Origin of the sequence: Caulobacter sp. DWR2-3-1b2 (assembly GCF_049896345.1) — a bacterium.
Taxonomy (GTDB): domain Bacteria; phylum Pseudomonadota; class Alphaproteobacteria; order Caulobacterales; family Caulobacteraceae; genus Caulobacter.
The window spans coordinates 190,961-206,451 of sequence record NZ_JAFCUC010000005.1; the positions used below are offsets into that span (position 1 = coordinate 190,961).

The 15,491-nt window shown below is 67.9% G+C and carries 13 protein-coding genes; 6 read left to right on the forward strand and 7 right to left on the reverse strand.

The window, feature by feature from the left end:
* Nucleotides 1-5 precede the first annotated feature (5 nt).
* From ACP694_RS14890 to ACP694_RS14900, 3 genes are all read left to right on the forward strand, one after another.
* On the forward strand, nt 6-944 hold the full coding sequence (locus ACP694_RS14890; protein WP_426013595.1) for a prephenate/arogenate dehydrogenase family protein: 939 nt from the start codon (nt 6-8) through the stop codon (nt 942-944).
* A gap of 3 nt (nt 945-947) precedes the next feature.
* Entirely contained in the window at nt 948-1,328 is a 381-nt protein-coding gene (locus ACP694_RS14895; protein WP_426013596.1) for an ExbD/TolR family protein, read from the forward strand.
* Nucleotides 1,329-1,445: 117 nt separating this feature from the next.
* Entirely contained in the window at nt 1,446-1,739 is a 294-nt protein-coding gene (locus ACP694_RS14900) for an EF-hand domain-containing protein (RefSeq protein WP_426013598.1), read from the forward strand.
* A 176-nt stretch (nt 1,740-1,915) separates the two neighbouring features.
* Here the strand turns inward: ACP694_RS14900 and ACP694_RS14905 are convergent, their stop codons facing one another.
* From ACP694_RS14905 to ACP694_RS14920, 4 genes are all read right to left on the reverse strand, one after another.
* Entirely contained in the window at nt 1,916-2,224 is a 309-nt protein-coding gene (locus ACP694_RS14905) for a hypothetical protein (RefSeq protein WP_426013600.1), read from the reverse strand.
* A 97-nt stretch (nt 2,225-2,321) separates the two neighbouring features.
* Nucleotides 2,322-2,912: an SRPBCC family protein gene (locus ACP694_RS14910; RefSeq protein ID WP_426013602.1), complete on the reverse strand. Its 591-nt coding sequence runs from the start codon at nt 2,910-2,912 to the stop codon at nt 2,322-2,324.
* Between the two features lie 78 nt (nt 2,913-2,990).
* Complete coding sequence (locus ACP694_RS14915; RefSeq protein ID WP_426013604.1) at nt 2,991-3,353, reverse strand: hypothetical protein; 363 nt, start codon at nt 3,351-3,353, stop codon at nt 2,991-2,993.
* A 166-nt stretch (nt 3,354-3,519) separates the two neighbouring features.
* On the reverse strand, nt 3,520-6,357 hold the full coding sequence (locus tag ACP694_RS14920; protein ID WP_426013606.1) for an ATP-dependent DNA helicase: 2,838 nt from the start codon (nt 6,355-6,357) through the stop codon (nt 3,520-3,522).
* Nucleotides 6,358-6,417: 60 nt separating this feature from the next.
* On the opposite strand from ACP694_RS14920, the gene ACP694_RS14925 reads away from it, so the two are divergent.
* Nucleotides 6,418-8,988: a ligase-associated DNA damage response DEXH box helicase gene (locus tag ACP694_RS14925; RefSeq protein WP_426013608.1), complete on the forward strand. Its 2,571-nt coding sequence runs from the start codon at nt 6,418-6,420 to the stop codon at nt 8,986-8,988.
* A gap of 28 nt (nt 8,989-9,016) precedes the next feature.
* On the forward strand, nt 9,017-9,730 hold the full coding sequence (gene pdeM / locus ACP694_RS14930; RefSeq protein ID WP_426013609.1) for a ligase-associated DNA damage response endonuclease PdeM: 714 nt from the start codon (nt 9,017-9,019) through the stop codon (nt 9,728-9,730).
* Nucleotides 9,731-9,759: 29 nt separating this feature from the next.
* On the opposite strand, the gene ACP694_RS14935 is transcribed toward pdeM, so the two are convergent.
* Nucleotides 9,760-10,239, reverse strand: coding sequence for a DUF3429 domain-containing protein (locus tag ACP694_RS14935; RefSeq protein ID WP_426013611.1), 480 nt, complete (start codon nt 10,237-10,239; stop codon nt 9,760-9,762).
* A gap of 162 nt (nt 10,240-10,401) precedes the next feature.
* Nucleotides 10,402-13,299 (reverse strand): peptidoglycan-binding protein, encoded by a 2,898-nt coding sequence (locus ACP694_RS14940; protein WP_426013613.1) that lies wholly within the window; start codon nt 13,297-13,299, stop codon nt 10,402-10,404.
* A gap of 299 nt (nt 13,300-13,598) precedes the next feature.
* On the opposite strand from ACP694_RS14940, the gene ACP694_RS14945 reads away from it, so the two are divergent.
* Nucleotides 13,599-13,811, forward strand: a complete 213-nt coding sequence (locus ACP694_RS14945; RefSeq protein WP_426013615.1) for a hypothetical protein — start codon at nt 13,599-13,601, stop codon at nt 13,809-13,811.
* Here the strand turns inward: ACP694_RS14945 and ACP694_RS14950 are convergent.
* Nucleotides 13,771-15,447 (reverse strand): phosphatidylglycerol lysyltransferase domain-containing protein, encoded by a 1,677-nt coding sequence (locus ACP694_RS14950; RefSeq protein WP_426013616.1) that lies wholly within the window; start codon nt 15,445-15,447, stop codon nt 13,771-13,773. The genes ACP694_RS14945 and ACP694_RS14950 overlap by 41 nt on opposite strands.
* Nucleotides 15,448-15,491: the final 44 nt, after the last annotated feature.

The following is a 15,491-nucleotide window of genomic DNA, read 5'->3' on the forward strand; positions in this document are numbered from 1 at the left end:
TCCGAATGATCCCGCCCGGCGTCCTCTATCCCAAGATGACCGTCATCGGCTTTGGCCTGATCGGCGGGTCGATTGTCCGCGCGGCGCGCGAGCAGAAGCTCGTCGGCGAGGTGGTCGTGGTCGACGCCAGCCCCGCGCATCGGGCGCGCGTCGAGGCCCTGGGCCTGGCCGACCTGGTCACCGGCGACGTGGCCGAGGGCGTGGCGGGCGCCGACCTGGTAGTGATCGCCACCCCCGTCCTGGCCACCGCCGAGGTCGCCGCCTTGGCCGCCGCCGTCATGAAGCCCGGCGCCACCCTGACCGATGTCGGCTCGGTCAAGGCCGGACCCGCCGAGGCCATGTACGCCGCCGCTCCGGTGGGCGTTCACGTCATTCCGGGCCATCCGATCGCCGGCACCGAGCACTCGGGCCCCGACGCCGGCTTCGCCGAGCTGTTCGAGAACCGCTGGACGATCCTGACGCCGAAGATCACCGACGACGAGGCCTACGCCCTGGCCGTGGCCCGGCTGTCGAGCTTCTGGCGCGCCATCGGGGCCAATGTGGAGCTGATGGACGAGAAGCACCACGACCTGGTGCTGGCCGTCACCAGCCACCTGCCCCACCTGATCGCCTACACCATCGTCGGCAGCGCGGCCGACCTGGAGAACGTCACCGAGAGCGAGGTGATGAAATATTCCGCCGGCGGCTTCCGCGACTTCACCCGCATCGCCGCCAGCGACCCGACCATGTGGCGCGACATCTTCGTGGCCAACAAGGACGCGGTGCTGGAGATGCTGGGCCGCTTCACCGAGGATCTTCAGGCCATGAGCCGCGCCATCCGCTGGGGAGACGCCGACACCCTGCACGACCACTTCACCCGCACCCGCGCCATCCGGCGAGGAATCGTCGCGGCGGGCCAGGAAAGCGCCGAACCGAACTTCGGGCGGGATCGCGGGAAGCATTAGGCTGTGAGCTGGAAACGCGTCCTTGGCCTGGCCCTCTGCGCCGTCGCCCTGGCGCTAGTGGTTTGGGGACTGTTCTTCGCGAAGCTGGATCGGATGGTGTCGATCAAGATCGACTTGCCGCCGGCCGCCACACCGAAGTCGCCGCCCGCGCCCAAGCCGGTCGATATCTTCATCGACGCGAAGGACGAAATCCGCGTCGATGGTCGGCCGTCGAGCCTGGAGACCTTGGCGAGCGACGTCGCCGCTGCCTCTACCGCTTCCGACAAAAGCCAGCAGCCGGTGAGAATTCGCGCCACGGACGCGGTGGAGTACGAAACCTACACGGCAGTGCTGAAACGGCTCGGCGACAACGGTTGGTATAAGGTCGGGCTGATCAACGACTAGATCGTCCAGGCCGATCTGTCCTCAGCCGCCGGATCAGTCTCAATCGCGCCGTGCCGAAATATGGCCGCAACATCCCGCGCAAATGGTCCCAAGGGACCTGCCCAGAAGGAAACACCCATGCGCCGCAAACTGATCGCCGCCGCCTTCGCCACGCTGACCACCCTCGCCGCCGGGTCCGCCCTGGCCCAGATGCCGTCCCCCGAGAAGATCCATAAGGCCTGGGATAAGAACGCTGATGGCGTCGTCGACAAGGCCGAATGGGTCGCCGCAGGCCGTAAGGAAGAGCGCTTCGCCTTGGTTGACGCCGACAGCGACGGCAAGGTCACCGTGGACGAGCTGAAGACCGCCATGTCGAAGATAAGGGCTCGCCGTCAGGGCGACGCGCCGCAGACCCCGCCCGCCGACCACTAGAGCATTTCCCGACCTGACTGCGTCAGGCCGTGAGCTCTAATCTTCTGTTTTGACGCATTTTTCTTCACGCGAACCGGAACCACTTCGCTCGAAAAATGCTCGAGATTCTCGGCGCGAGCACCGCTCAAAGAAAAACGCCGCCCGGTCTTAAGACCGGGCGGCGTTTGGGGTGGGGATCAGGTGATGTGCTTGGCGCTGGGCGGATCGGACGCCGGGAAGCTTTCTTCCAGGCTCTCGTCGATCAGGGCTTCCTGGCGATCTTCGGCGATCTCCAGATGCTCGGCCAATTGGTCGTGCTTCTCGCCCTCGGGCGGGGGCTCGACCGCGCGGGTGGTCGGGGTATTTTCGTTCTGGAAGGCTTCCTTGACGTCGGTCTCGGAGACCCGGTCCTCGGGGTGGCCGGGCTGGCCGAGGTCCTGGGCTTGCGAAAAGTCACCCAACACGCCGGGTTGCGAGCCGTCCTGCGGCACGATTTGGTCAGCCATGATGATGTCCTCGAAATGGACCTTAACAACGGCTGTGGGCGTGGCCCGTTCCATGGCTGACAGCCGATGGGGACATGCTCATAGCCATGTCCCCAACCTATGCCGCCGCCAGACAAGCCTTCCGCAGATTGAGCAGCACCTTGGGCGTGTCCTTGCGCAGGCCTTCGCGCAGCAGGGCCCGAGGGATGGGCAAATCCACAGCTAGGCGGTTTTCATAGAACACCCGGGTGGCCGCGCCACCCCGCAAGGCCAGCAGCCGCCACTCGCCTTGCTCCACCTTTAGATCACCGCCCACCCGCTCGAAGCGGATGCGGGTGAAGGGCTCATAGACCGAGCGGAAGACAATGCGCATGGCCGGCAGGAACAGACTCCGGTGGGTGACGTGTTCACGCACGTCGGACCCCCGCTTGATGTCGCCCGAGACGATGGTGCAGCGGGCGAGGTTGGTGACCATCTTGCCGGCTGTGACGCAGTCGGTCATCACGCTCCAGACCTTGGCCGGCGAGGCCTCGATGTCGATCACCGCCGAGACCTTGCCCGAGACCCCGTCCGGATCGGGGGTGACCTCGGCATAGGCCTCGCCGCGCGCCAAGGCCGCCTGGGCCTTGGGCGACAGGGCGGCGGCGTGGGCGGAGGTGGCCAGGACGGTCCCCGTGATGAGGATCGCCACGAGGTTTCGTAGATGCATGCCGTGTCTCCTTTCGCAGGAGGTACGGGGTCCGGGGCGCGGCGGACGCCTCACCGTTTCACGGGTGAGGACGGATCGCTACCGTGCGGCGGTCAGGACCCGAGCCTTGGCCTCGACGGCCTCGACGCCCTTCAACGGATCCCCTGCCTCATCGAGCATGGCGTTGAAGGTCTTGAGATCCTTGGTGCTGATCTTCTGCACACCCTTGTCCTTGGCCCATTCCAGCCCGATCAGTTGACCCAAGCGACAGGCCCTTGGCAGCAATGCGGGCTGTTCGGTCGGACCGCCCTTGACCAATAACTTGCCGACGATGTCGTTCCAGTTGGGCGAACCGCCGAAACAGAACGGCAGGTGATCGCAGGTTCCGGTCCAGAACCGCTTGTACCAGCGCCGGTGCTCGTCGGTATCGAAACGGATGGCGTCGGTCGGCTTGACCATCATGCGACAATCGGGGCGCACGAAGTCCGCTGCCTGGACACTCGAGGCCGTTCCAACGCAGATCACGGCCGCGACGGCCGCCAAAATCCTACCCAACGCCAACGCAATTCCCTTAACGCACGCCCGACCGCTCACCCTTCGACGCCCGCGCACCTATGCGGAACACGGATTAAGACTGATCTTTCGACAAAAATGCGGCGGTGGCTTCAATAGCCTCGACGAGACCGACGCGTTCGATTGTCACGCCCTCGGGCAGGCTGGAAAACAGGCGGGTGGGCGCGGCGGCGTCCAGCATCACGAACACCCCCTTGTCGTCCGCCCGCCGGATCAGGCGACCAAAGGCCTGACTGATACGGGCGCGGGCGGTGGAGTCGTCATAGCCCTTGCCGCCGAACCGCGCGCGTCGGGCCTTGTGCAGCACGTCGGGACGCGGCCAGGGCACGCGGTCGAAGACCAGCAGGCGCAGGCTGCGGCCCGGCACGTCGATGCCGTCGCGGATAGCGTCGGTGCCCAGCAGGCAGGCGTCCTCCTCGGCCCGGAAGATATCAACCAACGCCCCGGCTTCCAGAGGGTCGACGTGCTGGGCGTACAGCGCCAGGCCGGCGTCCGCCAAGGGGGCCGCGATACGCTCGTGCACGGCCTTCAGCCGACGGATGGCGGTGAACAGGCCCAGGCCCCCGCCGCCGGCCGCCAGGAACAGCTCGCGCATCGCCGCCGACACCTGGCGAGGATCGTCCTTGCCCACGTCGGTGACCACGAAGGCCCGGGCGTGGTTGGCGTAGTCGAAGGGCGAAGCCAGCTTCAGCACCTTGGGCGACTGCGGCAGCCGCGCGGCGCCGGTGCGCATCTCGGCCAGGGCGAAGGGGTCCTCCAACGCCGGATCCGTCAGGGTGGCGCTGGTCACCAGCACACCGTGGGCAGGGCTGAGCACCGCCGCCCGCAGCGGCTCGGTCGGATCGACCCAGTGCCGACGGCACGCGGCGTCGACCACCCGCCCGTAAAGGAACGTCGCCTCGAACCAATCCACGAACTCCGGATCGTCCTCGGCGTCCTCGTCGATGGCTTTCAGGATCGAGCGCCAGGCCGGCAGGGTCATGCGGCACCGGCGGTCCAAGCCGCGCAGGGCGCCCTCGATGCGCGCCCGCTCGGAGGTGGGCAGGGTGTCTGCTTCCTCGTCGAGCACGTCCTCGAGGTGGCGGGCCAGGGCCAGCAGCGGAGCCTCGACGGCGGCCAGGGCCTGCGCGGCCTCGCCGGCCCGCTCGCGCACCAGCTCGATGGCCGGACGAGCGGCGCACTGCAGCCCCTGCTCTGCCGCACCCGGACGATCGGTGACGCGGGCGCGCAATTGTTCGATCACCGCGACCAGGAAGCTCTCGATGGGGCCGATCGGATTGACCTGGCCGTCAGGCGGCGCGATGCGACCAGACCACCCCTCACCCGGCAGGACAGCGGCGGCGTGCAAGGCGGCGTTCAGCGCGGCGCGCGCGCCCTCGCGGTCACCAATGATGTCGAGCAGCCGGGTCTCCAGCCCCCGCCCCCGCCGGCCGCGTCCCTCCGGACCTCGCAGCCAGCGCCGCATCTCCGCGGCCTCGGCGCCGGACAGGGCGGCCGAGAAGGCGCTGTCGGCGGCGTCGAACAGGTGGTGGCCTTCGTCGAAGACGATGCGCTTGAGCGAGGTGGTCTCGTTGTCGCCTTTCAGGCCGCGCGCCGCCCGCGCGCCGTCGAAGGCCGCCTGGCTCAGCACCAGGGCGTGGTTGGCGATGACGATGTCGGCGCGCTTGGAGGCCCGAACGGCTTTTTCGATGAAGCAGACGCGGTAATGCTGGCAGCCGGCGTGGATGCATTCGCCGCGCCGGTCGACCAGATTGGCCGGACCGGCCTGGGCGGAGGGCGGGATGGCGAACAGGGTCGGCAGCCAGGCGGGGAAGTCGCCGCCGGTCATGTCGCCGTCACGGCTGACCCGCGCCCATCGCGCCGCCAGGGCCAGGCCGATCAGGTCGCCATTGCCCAGTTGGGCGGTGTTGACCTGCTCCTGGAAGTTCAACAGGCAGATGTAGTTCTCGCGGCCCTTGCGGACCACGGCCTTGCGCGCCCGCACCAGCGGGTCGGGATAGATCGAGTGGCTCTCGCGCTCGATCTGGCGCTGCAAGGCGCGGGTATAGGTGCTGATCCACACCGCCGGGCCGTTGGCCTCCGCCCACAGCGAGGCGGGGGCGAGGTAGCCGAGCGTTTTGCCAACCCCGGTTCCAGCCTCGGCCAGCATCATGCGCGGCTCACCCTCGCGCTCGCGGGGCGCGAAGGCGAAAGCGGCTTCGCGGGCGAAGGTGTCCTGAGCCTCACGCACCTCGTCCAGGCCCGAGCGCTGCAGCAGCTCCTTCAGCCGCTCGCTGGCCCGCTCGGGATCGACCGGACGGCTGCCGGGTTCGCCGGGCGGGGCCTGGTCTTCCCATTCGGTGGCGCGCGCCCAGACGTCGAGGCCAGAACTGCGAAACTGGTTGCCGACCGGAACCGAGCGCAGGGCGCCGACCACCGCCGGACCCCAGGCCCAACCCGCGCGGGCCAGGGTCTCGGCGACCGCAAGCGCCTCCTCGCGGGAAGGACGCGGGGTCAGGGCCAGTTCGCGCAGCAGGGCGTCGGCGGCGTCACGCAGGGTCTGGGCCTGGGCCGGCGCCCCCTTGGGCTCGGGCAGACCCAAGGCCGTGGCCAGTCCCACGGCCGACGGCGCGCAGAAGGTAGCGGGCCGCGTGAAGACATAGAGCTCCAGCACGTCGAACACGCCTCGCCCCCGCGACGGCGCGTGCAGATTAAGCCGTTTGGCGGTCATAGCCGCGTGAGCGACCAGGACGGGGCCATGCTCGAACAGGTCGCGCGCGTCAGGCGTGCGCAAAGGCCGTCCGCCGCCGTCTTCGCCTGGACGGCCCGAGCCGCCATCGGCATAGCCCGCCCGCGGCCCGGGCAAAACGACCAGGGCGGGGGCCAGTTCAAGGGTGGGAATCTGCGCGCTCACAGGGATTTAACTAGCGCGGTTCGCATGGAAACGGAACGGGAACATGCTATACGCATCACAATGCTCGCGGCTGACGCCCTTCCCCCCCGCTTTTTAGAGTGGTTCGCCGCGCGTGGTTGGGCGCCGCGACCCCATCAGCTCGCCATGATCGAGAAGGGGCGGCAGGGGCGTGACGTCCTGCTAGTCGCCCCCACCGGTGGCGGCAAGACGCTGGCGGGCTTCCTGCCCAGCTTGATCGAGCTGACCGAGCGCGCGCCGCGCAATACGCCGGCCGGGGTCCACACCCTCTACATCTCGCCGCTCAAGGCCCTGGCGGTGGATATCGAGCGCAATCTGGCCACGCCGATCCGCGAGATGGGCCTGAAGATCACCGCCGAGAGCCGCACCGGCGACACCGGCGAATCCCGCAAGGCTCGCCAGCGCCTGAAACCACCGGACATTCTGCTGACAACGCCAGAGCAGTTGGCGCTGTTCTGCGCCTGGGAAGGCGCGCGCGACTATTTCGCCGACCTCTCGTGCGTGATCATCGACGAGGCCCACGCCATGTGGCCCAACAAGCGCGGCGACCTGCTGGCGCTGGATCTGGCGCGGCTGCAACGGTTCGCGCCGAAGATGCGGCGCGTAGGCTTGTCTGCGACGGTGAATGATCCGGACCTAGTGAGACGGTGGCTGGGCTTCCACCGCAAAACGCCTCCCCCCGTGGGGGAGGCGACGCGAAGCGTCGGTGGGGGGAGTCTGACGACGCAGCCCACTCCCCCCTCCGTCGATCTGCAGTCGACACCTCCCCCACAGGGGGAGGACCTAATGGACCACACGGTCGATCTCGTCCTCGGCGCGGGCGGCGCGCAGCCGATCGTCGAGGTGCTGATCTCCGGCGGCAAGGTGCCCTGGGCCGGCCACACGGCCGAGCACGCCATGGCCGAGGTCTATCAAATCATCAAGTCGTCGAAGACCGCCCTGGTCTTCGTCAACACGCGCTTCCAGGCGGAGTTCGCGTTCCAGGAGCTTTGGAAGCTCAACGACGACGGCCTGGCCATCGCCCTGCACCACGGCAGCCTGGCGGCCGAGCAGCGGCGCAAGGTCGAGGCGGCGATGGCGCGGGGCGAGATCCAGGCCGTGGTCTGCACCTCCACCCTGGACATGGGCATAGACTGGGGCGACGTCGACCTGGTGATCCAGCTGGCCGCGCCCAAGGGCGCCTCGCGGATGGTCCAGCGCATCGGCCGCGCCAACCACCGGCTGGACGAGCCGTCGCGGGCCCTGCTGGTGCCGGCCAGCCGCTTCGAGATGCTGGAATGCCGCGCCGCCGCCGACGCAATCCTCGGCGGCCACTTGGACGGTGAACCGGCCCGCACGGGCGCCCATGACGTGCTGGCCCAGCACGTCATGGGCTGCGCCTGTTCCGAGCCGTTCGCCCTGACCGCCCTCTATGACGAGATCCGCACCGCCGGGCCGTATGCCGACCTGGAGTGGGAGGACTTCGAGACCGTTGTCGATTTCGTCTCGACCGGCGGCTATGCCCTGAAGAGCTACGACAAGTTCCGCCGCATCGTGCCTGGTCCCGACGGCCTCTGGCGTGCCCGCAACGCCCAGACCATCCAGCGCCACCGGATGAATGTCGGCACCATCGTCACGGCCGCCGTGGTCAATGTGCGCGTCGGTGGCAAGCGCTCCATGGGCGGGCGCAAGGTCGGCGAGGCCGAGGAAGGCTTCTTCGAGCAGATGAAGCCGGGCGACACCTTCGTGTTTGCCGGCCAGGTCTGGCGGTTCAACAGCCTGGTCGGCACCGACGCCTTCGTCAGCCCCGCTGCGGATAAGGATCCGATGATGCCTGCCTGGGGTGGGTCGAAGTTCCCTCTATCGACCTATCTGGCCAGTCGGGTGCGGGCGATGATGCACGACGAGCGCGAATGGGCCGCCCTGCCCGCCGACGTTCAGGAATGGCTAGGCTACCAGAAGCTGCGCTCAATCATGCCCGGCGAGGACGAGCTGCTGCTGGAGACCTTTCCGCGCGGCAAGCGCTTCCACCTGGTATTCTACAGCTTCGAGGGCCGCCTGGCCCACACCACCTTGGCCATGCTGCTGACCCGGCGGCTGGACCGCATGGGGGTGGGGCCGCTGGGTTTCGTGGCCAACGACTACGCGGTCAACATCTGGTCGCTGAAGTCGATGGAAGAGCTCGATCTCGACGAGTTGTTCGCCCAGGACATGCTGGGCGACGACCTGGAGGCCTGGCTGAACGAGAGCTTCCTGATGAAGCGCGCCTTCAAGGCCTGCGCCCTGATCAGCGGCCTGATCGAGCGGCGGCACCCGGGCGAGGAAAAGTCGGGCCGCCAGGTGACCTTCTCGACCGACCTGATCTATGACGTGCTGCGCCGCCACCAGCCCGATCACCTGCTCCTGCGTTGCGCCCGCGCCGACGCGGCGGCCGGCTCGCTTGACGTTGGGCGGCTAGGCGACATGCTGGAACGCATCCAGGGCAAGATCCGCCACGCGGCGCTGGATCGCGTTTCGCCCTTCGCCGTGCCGATCATGCTGGAGATCGGTCGCGAACGGGCGCCCGGCGACGCGGCCGGCGAAATGATCCTGGCGGAGGCCGAGGAAGACCTGATCGCCGAGGCGATGTCGTGAGCGATTCCATCAGAAACGAGTGTTTGGCGTGAGTACCCTGAGCTTCAACATCAGTGATTGCGGCGGTCTGAAGATCGAAATCTTCGGCACGCGCGCCACCCTGCGCCATTCCGGCGCTTTGTGGCTGGAGGGCCATCGCACCCTGGTGGTCGCCGACCTGCACTTTGAGAAGGGCAGTAGCTACGCCGCCCGCTTTGGCCAGATGCTGCCGCCCTACGACACCCGCGAGACGCTGGACCGGCTGGAGCGGGAGCTCGCGGCGCTGTCGCCCGCCACCCTGGTGTTCCTGGGCGACAGTTTCCACGATGGGGCGGGCGAGGAACGGCTGCCGCCCGAGGACCGGACGCGGATCGCCGCCCTGGCCCTGGGTCGCGAACTGGTTTGGGCCGTAGGCAATCACGATGAGGACGGGCCGCGCACCCTGCCCGGCGCGGTGGTCGATGAGGCGGTGATCGCTGGCCTGACCTTCCGCCACGAGCCCCTCCACGGCGATCAGCCTGGCGAGGTGGCCGGTCACCTGCACCCGGCGGCGCGTGTCACCAGCGGCCGGGCCAGCGTGCGGCGGCGCTGTTTCGTGACCGACGGCGCGCGGCTGGTGCTGCCGGCCTTTGGAGCCTTCACGGGCGGGCTGAACATCCTGGACGCCGCCTTCGCCCCGCTGTTTGGGACCCCCCCCCTGGCGGCGGCGCTGGGCCGGGGGCGGGTGCATGCGGTCGGCTGGAAGTCGCTAAGGCCGGACTGACGCGCCCTGCCGATCCCGTTTGCGCCTGGTTAGAGGTGGAGGGCCTGTTCGAGCGCGAAGGCCAGCGAAATGGCGGCGCCCGAGGTCAGCAGAGTACGCAGGCGAGGGCGCCAGGCGGGGCCCTCGTGATTGGTCACGTCCCACAGCCACTGCAGGATATAGACGAGCAGGAAGCCCGAGATCTGCCAGGCCGGCTCGAATTTCAGCCCGCCCAGTAGCAGGCCGAAACCAGCAAGCGGAAACAACAGCGACAGCCCCAACGTGATCCAGCGCGGACTCGAACGCTCGATCTCGAGACCACAGCGGATACCGCCGAGGTAGGACAGCATGGCGGTGGAATAGGCCAGCAAGCTGATCAACGCGACCTGACGCTGGTCGATCGGACCGTAGCAGAACAGGGCCGAGCAGACGACGAACGGCACGAGCGTTGCGAGGCCACACACCCAGACGGCCAGTGGCACTGGCACGCGATCTTCATGTGCGTGGTGAGCCGCTGCTTCAAACGCCATTACAACTCCTTCAGGAGACGGTCTTCGACCGCAGCTCCCGTTCCCCCCGGAAAGGACGACTATTGCCGACCCGGCCTCATAGGTCCACGGAGGATATTTAGCCGCTTCTGACGGACTTGTGGAGAAAAATGACGCGGCCTCACCTTCGCCAGGCCGAAATGCCTAGCGCGAGAAGACCGACAGGCGGCCGAGGGTGTCGCCGTCGAGGACGCCGGTGGCCGCCAAATTCTGGTCCCGCTGGTAGGCGGCGATCGCCATCTGCAAGGCTGGCGATGACGCGCCGTCCTGCGGACCCTGGTAGTAGCCCAGTTTCGAGAGCGCGCGTTGAGCGGTCGCCAAGCCGGCGCTGGGCGCGGCCAAGGCGGTCTGGACCGGTGCGACGGTGGCCTGGGAGCGGTAGCCGCTGGCTGAACGCTCGGCGATCCGCTGACCCTCGGCCGTCAGTTGACCACGCAAGGCCATGGCGCGAGTGCGCGAGGCGTTGTCACCGGCCTTGGCGGCGATCAGGTACCACTTGTAGGCTTCAGACGGGTTCTGACTAACGCCCCAACCGCCTTCATAAAGCTGAGCCAGATTGAACTGGCTATCGACGAGACCCAGGTCGGCGGCCTTGCGGAACCAGCTGGCGGCCTTGGTCGAGTTCCGTTCGCCGCCTTCGCCCTTATAGTAATAGAGGGCCAGATTATGCATGGCGCGGGCTTCGCCGGCGGTGGCGGCGCGTTCGGTCCAGCGGCGGGCCTCGGGAAGATCCTTCTTCACCCCGCCCTCCCCGACTTCATACATCTTGGCCAGGTAGAATTGGGCGCGCGGCAGACCAAGATTGGCGGCCTTGCGCAGGATATCCAAACCCGTGCGGTCCTTGGATTCAAGGCGACGGACGCCGTCCTCGTAGAGGGCCTGGGCGTTCTCGGCCGCCGGCGGGGCGACGTCGAGCTGGGATGAAGCGTCAGCCATCGGCGCCTGCGGAGTCAGGGCGATGGCAGCGCGGGGAGCGTCGGGACTGGTGTCGGCTTCGGAAGACCGGATCTCACCGGCCGAGGCCTTGGTCTTGCCCTCGGCCACGCGCTCGGGCAGGGCGCCGTTGCCCTGGGCCACGCTCATGATCACACCAGCGGCGGCGACACCCATGCAAGCGGCCGTGGCCGAGACCATTAGGGCGGTCTTCATGATTGACTTGGACTTGGCCTTCTTCGCCGAATTCTTGGCGCCGAAGCTTGCAAACAATGAGACGCCGGGGGTCTTGGCCTTCTTGGGCCTGTCCTTGCCCTTGACGTCACCCGCGGCGGCGGCCTGGCGAGCGGCCGCGCGGGCCTGCTCGATCACTTCGCGAGTCGATAGCGGTCGCGACGGCTCGACCGGCGGTTCTGATGCGGCGAATTCGAGGTCGGGGAAATCGGCGTCGTATTCGGCCGCCGATTCGAAGGCCGGCTCTGGTTCGACCGGCGCGGCGAGACCGAAGCCATCGGCGGCCGCGAAATCCTCCTCGCCGAACTTGGGTTCCAGCGGCTCACTGGCCGGGAAGGCCGGCGCTTCGAACACCGGGGCGTCAAAGGCCTCCGGCGCGGCCGTGCGCGCGGGTGTCGAGGCGAAGCTCGGCGCGAGAGCCGGAATAAATGCGTCGGCCTGGTGGAAGACGTCTTCGGGAACGGCCTCACCACCGAACGAGTAGCGCTCGCCGTCGAAGGGCGACGGGGCGGGTTGCGACACGGGCGGGGCCGGTTCGGCGCGACGCTGAGCCTCAGCTAGCTTGGTGTCGATCTTCTCGCGCGCCTCTTCGAGCATGCGCGCGGTGCGCTCCTCGCTCAGGCGGATGCGATCGACCAGTTCCTGCGACGTGCGCTCATGGCGCTGGCTCAGGCGGTCGGTGACGCGGGTGACCTGATCGCCGACATCGTCGATGGCCAGGGCGTTGCGGCGCTCAGCATTGCTGATGCGCTCGGCCAGCTTTTCGGTGATCCGGGCGATTTCCGTGCCCAGCTTTTCCAGGGCCTGGGCCTGGACGCTGTCGGCGCGGTGCAGTTTCTGCTCGACGGCGGTGGCGATGCGGGCGACCTCACCGCCGACCTGCTCGATGGCGGCGGTGTTGCGGGCTTCCGACGTCTGCACGCGGCGGTTCAGGGCGTCGGCCATGCCGACAACCTCACGGCCCATGCGTTCGATGGCTTGGGCCGAGCGCTGCTCGGCAGCCTGCACGTGGGCGGTCATTTCGCCCAGCTTGCGCTCCATGCGGTCGAAGCGGCCGTCGGCGCTTTCGCGCAGTTTGGCGGCCATCTCCATGCGGGCGGCCTCCATGTGCTGGGTCAGGCCGTTGGACAGATCGTCCAGGCGCTTCTGGACGCCTGCGCCGACATCGCTGGTCTCGACGGTCTGCAGACGGCCATCGAGGGCCGTGAAGGAGGCGCCAAGGGCCTGGAGGGCCTCGGTGGTGCGGGTTTCGGCGGCTTCCAGGCGCTGGCCCAGACGAGCCACCACCTCATCGACCAGGGCGGCCGGATCGACCGCGCTGGCCCCGGCGCCAGCCTGGTTGTCCAGGCGGTTTTCCAGGTGAGCGATGGTCTCGCGGGTGCGGGCCTCGCCTTCGTAGAGGTGACCAGCGACCTTGCCGAGCGCGCCTTCAAGGGCGCGCAGGGCCTCGGCGGAGCGAGGACCGACGGCTTCGGCCTCCATGCGGCGCAGGCGTTCGGCGTTGCGGACAGTGTCGGTCTTGATGTTATCGACCGCGCCTTCGAAGCGAGCGGCCACGGCCACCTGCTCGCGCTCGGCCTGGGCCAGGCGCTGCAGGGCGCCGCGAACGGAATCATCGATGCCGGAGATGGCCTGGGCCGACCGGCTCTCGGCGGCTTCGATGCGGTTGGTTAGGCGATCCAGGGCGATCGCCACGCGACCAACCTCGTCGCCCGGATGCTCGGGCGCCTCGATACGGGCCGGAGCGTCGCGGCGGCTCGTCTCATAATAGGGACTGTTGGCGGGGATCGGACGATCGACCAAGGCGTCCAGGGCCACCCCATCGACGCCCTCGCCATCGATGATCATGCGATTCAGCCATTCGCCCAGGGTCATCCCGGAGCGACGCGCGAGGTCCTTAGCGACCTCCCGTGCCTTGGGGTCTATCCCCTTTACGCTCCATGGCGCTGCGGCCGTCATTTCGAATCGATCTCCCAAACGCTCTGGGGACCAACGCTAGACACCGATTCCTAGCGTGTAAACGCAACCAAAAACGCTACATATAGCGTTGATCGTTCTTTGCTGTGGATGGTTAACAGGCACAAGTCCGAATCTATGTACCTAAGATTCGGCCCAACGTGGTTAACGGACGTTAACCATTTACACGGCCGATTGTCGCAGGCCATGAGGGGCCGATGGACCTGACCACGACAATCGCGGCCGCACTGGCCGCCCTCGCCCTGACCGTGTTTTGCGGCTGGCGCGGAGGGCTTCCGCTCAATGTTTTAAAGGGTCCGCGCATGATGCCGTGGCGGCCGCTGATGGTCGCCGGCGCCGTGCTGGCGCTGTTGCTAACAGCTCACGCCCTCAACCTGCTGGGGCTGAAGACGGGCGACCCGCGCTACTAGGTCGCGGCCGTTTCGTCAGGCCGGAGACGCCGCCCGACGACAGCAAACCGATATCGGCGAGCAGAAAAGGGATCGCCCACTTGTGAGGCGCGGCAATGTAGCGCGGCTGCCAGACCGGATCGTACTTGTCCTTGTACCGCCGTACGCCCTGGAAATTATAGATTTCCTCGCCGCGCTCGTAGAGCAGACGCCCCACGCGCGACATGATCGGGGCTAGCGGCCGGTCATCCAGGCCGGCCAGGGGCGCGACGCCGAACTCGAACGCCTGGTAGCCCTGTTCCTTGCCCCAACCCAGCAACTCGACGAACAGGTAGTCCATGACATTCTTGGGCGCTTCCTCGGAATAGCGCATCAGGTCCATCGAGAACGACACCTTGCCCGCCGTGGTCCAAAGGGTGGCGAAGGCGACGATCTGGTTTTCGACCCGCACCAGGGCGACGGGGAACTCGGCGACATAGCGTGGCTCAAAGCCCCCCATCGAAAAGGCTTTCTCGCCCCCGGCGTGGTGGCCCAGCCAGACGTCGGAAATGGCTTTGAGGTCGTCCATCACCGCACGGACCTGATCGGCGGGTATGACCTCGAAGGCCGCCCCGCCTTCCCCGGCCTTGCGCCAGTTACGGCGCAGCACCTCGCGGCGGCGGCCGGCCATGGAGAAGGCCTCCAGCGGCACGGCGGCGCTCTCGCCGGTTTTTTGGATGGCCAGGCCTAGGTCGACGCTGTCGGGCAGGTCGCCTGGGCCTAGGGCGTAGAAGCCGGCGCGGGCGGCGTGGGCGTCGGCCAGTTCGCGGAACCGCCAGAAGAGCTCCATGCGCTCGTCCTCTCGGCCCACGGGAGGTCCCATGGCGATCCACGAGCGGCCGCGGACGCCAAACATCAGGAAGCTCTCCCCCGAGGCCGAGAACAGAAAGCGCTTGTCGCCCAGCAGCGCCAGGTTCGATGGCGGCTCGGCGGCCTCGGCCTTGGCCAGGATGGCGCGGACCCGGTCGAAGTCCGGATCGGTGTCGTCGACCACTGGCGGGGTCGCCGGGGTGGAGATCAGCCGCCAGACGCCTATGCCCATCAGGGTGATGGCGGCGGCGGCAGAGGAGCGGATGGCGCGGGCCACGTCCTTGTCGCCGATCATCTTCATCACCGACTGGTCGGCATATTCGGTGTGGCGGAAGGTCCACCAGCCGCATAGCGCCACCCCGCCCAGGGCGGCGGCGGCCGACAGCAGCCAGCCGGGCGTGATCTCCATCCGAAACAGCGCCGCCTTGCGTGGGAAGGCCTCATGAAACGGCAGGATCGCCAGCAGGATAGCGGTCAGAATGACCGTCTCTTCCCAGTTCAGCCCCTTGAACAGCGCCAGGATCGCGCCCCCGGCCAGGCAGACCAGCGCCGCCCACCAGGCCGCGTCGAGGCGCGAGCGCAGGCCGAAAGCCAGCAGGATGAGGACGAGGCCGAGGATCGACGAGATGAAGTGGCTGACCTCGATCAGCGGGCCAGGCGCGATGGCCACCCAGATCGCGAAGCGGGTCGGCTCCGAGGGCGTCGCGCCGGAGGCCAGCAGCAGGATTCCCGCGCTCGCAGCCAGGATGGCCGCCAGGGTCGGCGCAACGGCCAGGGCCGCCGGTCTCAGTTCAGGCGCGGACGGCATCTAGACCCCTGGGAGGCGAATCCCGAGCGGGACACGTCATCGGT

Bases quoted from the DNA above. Each gene is read 5' to 3' on its own strand.
- ACP694_RS14890 (WP_426013595.1), top strand. From the start codon at position 6: ATGATCCCGCCCGGCGTCCTCTATCCCAAGATGACCGTCATCGGCTTT.
- ACP694_RS14900 (WP_426013598.1), top strand. From the start codon at position 1,446: ATGCGCCGCAAACTGATCGCCGCCGCCTTCGCCACGCTGACCACCCTC.
- ACP694_RS14905 (WP_426013600.1), bottom strand. From the start codon at position 2,224: ATGGCTGACCAAATCGTGCCGCAGGACGGCTCGCAACCCGGCGTGTTG.
- ACP694_RS14910 (WP_426013602.1), bottom strand. From the start codon at position 2,912: ATGCATCTACGAAACCTCGTGGCGATCCTCATCACGGGGACCGTCCTG.
- ACP694_RS14915 (WP_426013604.1), bottom strand. From the start codon at position 3,353: ATGATGGTCAAGCCGACCGACGCCATCCGTTTCGATACCGACGAGCAC.
- ACP694_RS14925 (WP_426013608.1), top strand. From the start codon at position 6,418: ATGCTCGCGGCTGACGCCCTTCCCCCCCGCTTTTTAGAGTGGTTCGCC.
- ACP694_RS14935 (WP_426013611.1), bottom strand. From the start codon at position 10,239: ATGGCGTTTGAAGCAGCGGCTCACCACGCACATGAAGATCGCGTGCCA.
- ACP694_RS14940 (WP_426013613.1), bottom strand. From the start codon at position 13,299: ATGACCCTGGGCGAATGGCTGAATCGCATGATCATCGATGGCGAGGGC.
- ACP694_RS14945 (WP_426013615.1), top strand. From the start codon at position 13,599: ATGGACCTGACCACGACAATCGCGGCCGCACTGGCCGCCCTCGCCCTG.
- ACP694_RS14950 (WP_426013616.1), bottom strand. From the start codon at position 15,447: ATGCCGTCCGCGCCTGAACTGAGACCGGCGGCCCTGGCCGTTGCGCCG.